Raw genomic sequence first — 2,514 nt, forward strand, 5'->3', positions numbered from 1 at the left:
GTCGAGGATGCCGCCGCGCACGGCGAACTCGCCGCGCCGCTCGACCATGTCCACGCGGGCGTACGCCGCGCCGACCAGGGCCTCGACGACGGCGTCCAGGCCGACCTCGTCGCCGGGGCGCAGGCGCACCGGCTCCAGGTCGGCCAGCCCCTTGACCAGGGGCTGCAGCACGGCGCGCACGGGGGCCACCACGACCCGCACCGGGCCGGCGGCGGGGTCGTCGGCGGCCGGGTGGGCCAGCCGGCGCAGCACCGCCAGGCGCTGGGCGACGGTGTCGCTGCGCGGGGAGAGGCGCTCGTGCGGCAGCGTCTCCCAGGCGGGGAACTCCGCGACGGCGTGCTGCGGCAGGTAGCAGCGCAGCCAGGTGGCCAGGTCCTCGCACTCGCGGCCGGTGGCGGTGACCACCAGCAGGGGCCGCTCGGCGGCCAGCGCCGCCAGCAGCGCCGGGCGCACGCCGATCGGGGCGACCACGTCGAGGGCCTGGCTGCCGCCCTCGCGCGCGGTCTCCACGGCCGCGCGGACGGCGGGCTCGGTGCGCAGGACGTCGAGCAGGCCGGTGAGGCTCACGAACACTCCGGAGGGGGTCGAGGTGGGGCTCCCAGCCTACGTCCGGGTCCCGACGCCGCACCGCCCGCGCGGGCGGTGCGGGCGGTGCCGGGCGGTGCGGGGGCTCGTTAGTGTCTGGCCGGTGCCCGGCCAGAGCGTCCCCCCCACCCCCGCCGAGCCCGCCGCACCCCGCCGCCGGCGCGCCCCGCGCGCCGCGCGGGCGGTGCCGGGCGTCCTGCTGCTGCTCGTGCTGGCCTGGGCCGCGGCCGTCGCGGTGAGCGGGGTGCAGGCGGCGCGCGCGCTGCAGCGGGTCGCCGACGCCGCGCCGGGGCTGGCCGAGCAGGTGCGCGCCGAGCGCTTCGAGGAGGCGCGCACCCGGGCGCGCGCGGTGGCCGACGACGCGGCCGCCGCGCGGCGGGCGACCTCGCAGTGGCCGTACCGCGCCGCCGAGCACGTGCCGTGGGTGGGCGCTCAGCTGCGGGCGGCCTCGGCCGGCGCGGCCGCGGCCGCGGCGCTCACCGAGCCGCTGCCCGGCGCCCTGGGGGTGGCCTCCGACGTCCTGGCCGAGGGGCTGGTCTCGGCCGACCGCACCGTGGACGTCGAGGGCGTGCAGCGGCTGGCGCCGGTGGTGGTGGACTACCGCGACCGCGTCGAGGCGGCCCGCTCGGCGCTGGCGGCGGCGGAGGACCCCGCGGTGGTGGGGGCGCTCTCGCGCCGGCTGGAGCCGGTGTCCCGCCAGCTGCGCGAGGTGGCCGGCCCGCTGGGCACCGCGGCCGAGCTGGTGCCGCGGCTGCCGGGGCTGCTGGGGGCGGAGGGGGCGCGCACCTACGTGGTGGCGTTCACCAACCCGGCGGAGGTGCGCCCGGTGCAGGGCATCGTGGGGGCGTACGCCTACGTCTCCGTGGACGGCGGGTCCATCCGGCTCACCGGCACCGGCACCGACGCGGAGTTCGGCCCGGCGCGCGGGGACTCCGCGGTCAACGGCGCGGAGTACGCGGGGCTGTACGGCGGCGACCGCGACGCCGGGCGGGTGCAGAACCTCACCGTGGGCGCGCAGGCGGACGACGCCGCGCGCCTGACGGCGAGCCTGTTCGCCGACGCCGGCAAGCCGGTGCCCGACGCGGTGGTGCTGGTGGACCCGGTGGGCCTGGCCCAGCTGCTGGGGGCGGAGCACGCCCCGCTGGACCTGGGGGTCTTCGGCACCGTGGCCACCGCCGACCTGCCGCGGGTGCTCATGGAGGACGCCTACGTGCGCTTCGCGCAGGACAACGACGCGCGCAAGGCCTTCCTGGCCTCCGCCTCCGCGGCCGCCTTCGAGGCGGTGCTCTCCGACGGGGTGTCGACCTCGGCGCTGCGCGGCGGGCGCGAGGCGGCGGCCAGCGGGCACCTGGCGGTGTGGAGCTCGCGCGAGCAGGAGCAGCGCGCCCTGGAGGCCGCCGGTCTGGCCGGCGTGCTGGGCGGGCCGCGCGCGGCCGCGCACGTGGGCCTGACGAACGTGGCGCCCTCGAAGCTGGACTACTGGACGCGCCCGCAGCTGCGCCTGCAGCGCCCGTGCGCGACCGGCTCGGCGCAGGCGGTGGCCGAGCTGGAGCTGACGCTGACGAACCCGGTGCCCGAGGAGGTGCCCGCGTACGTGCAGAACCAGGTGGCCACCACGGCGGCCGGGCGGCGCACGGCGCGCGACGTGGTCTCGCTGTGGGTGCCGCCGGCGGTGGGCCTGGACGGCGCGAGCGTCGACGGGCGGGCGGTGCCCACCTCCGTGGACGCCGAGCGCGGCTGGCGCCTGGTGCGGCTGACGGTCCAGCTGCCGCCGGGCGAGCCGGTGGTGGTGCGCTGGCGGTTGCGCGGGCCGGCGCGGGCGCTGCCGGCGGAGGTGACGGGGCCGACGACGGTGAGCGCGCCGGAGGTGGTGGTGGCGCCGTGCTCGGACGCCCTGTGAGCGGAGGGTGTGAGCGGGCGGGTGGGGGG

The 2,514-nt window shown here is 79.9% G+C and carries 1 protein-coding gene and 1 pseudogene; one reads left to right on the plus strand and one right to left on the minus strand.

Annotation, left to right across the window (positions count from 1 at the left end; all coding sequences use genetic code 11):
* A pseudogene (locus GTR00_RS18795) lies at window positions 1-567 on the minus strand (transcription-repair coupling factor); the annotation flags it as partial.
* Between the two features lie 121 nt (window positions 568-688).
* On the opposite strand from GTR00_RS18795, the gene GTR00_RS26035 reads away from it, so the two are divergent.
* A complete protein-coding gene (locus GTR00_RS26035; protein ID WP_166613094.1) occupies window positions 689-2,485 on the plus strand; it encodes a DUF4012 domain-containing protein in 1,797 nt (598 codons plus the stop codon).
* The last annotated feature ends 29 nt before the right edge of the window (window positions 2,486-2,514 follow it).

This window comes from Kineococcus indalonis, assembly GCF_009906395.1.
In the GTDB taxonomy this organism is placed as follows: Bacteria; Actinomycetota; Actinomycetes; order Actinomycetales; family Kineococcaceae; genus Kineococcus; species Kineococcus indalonis.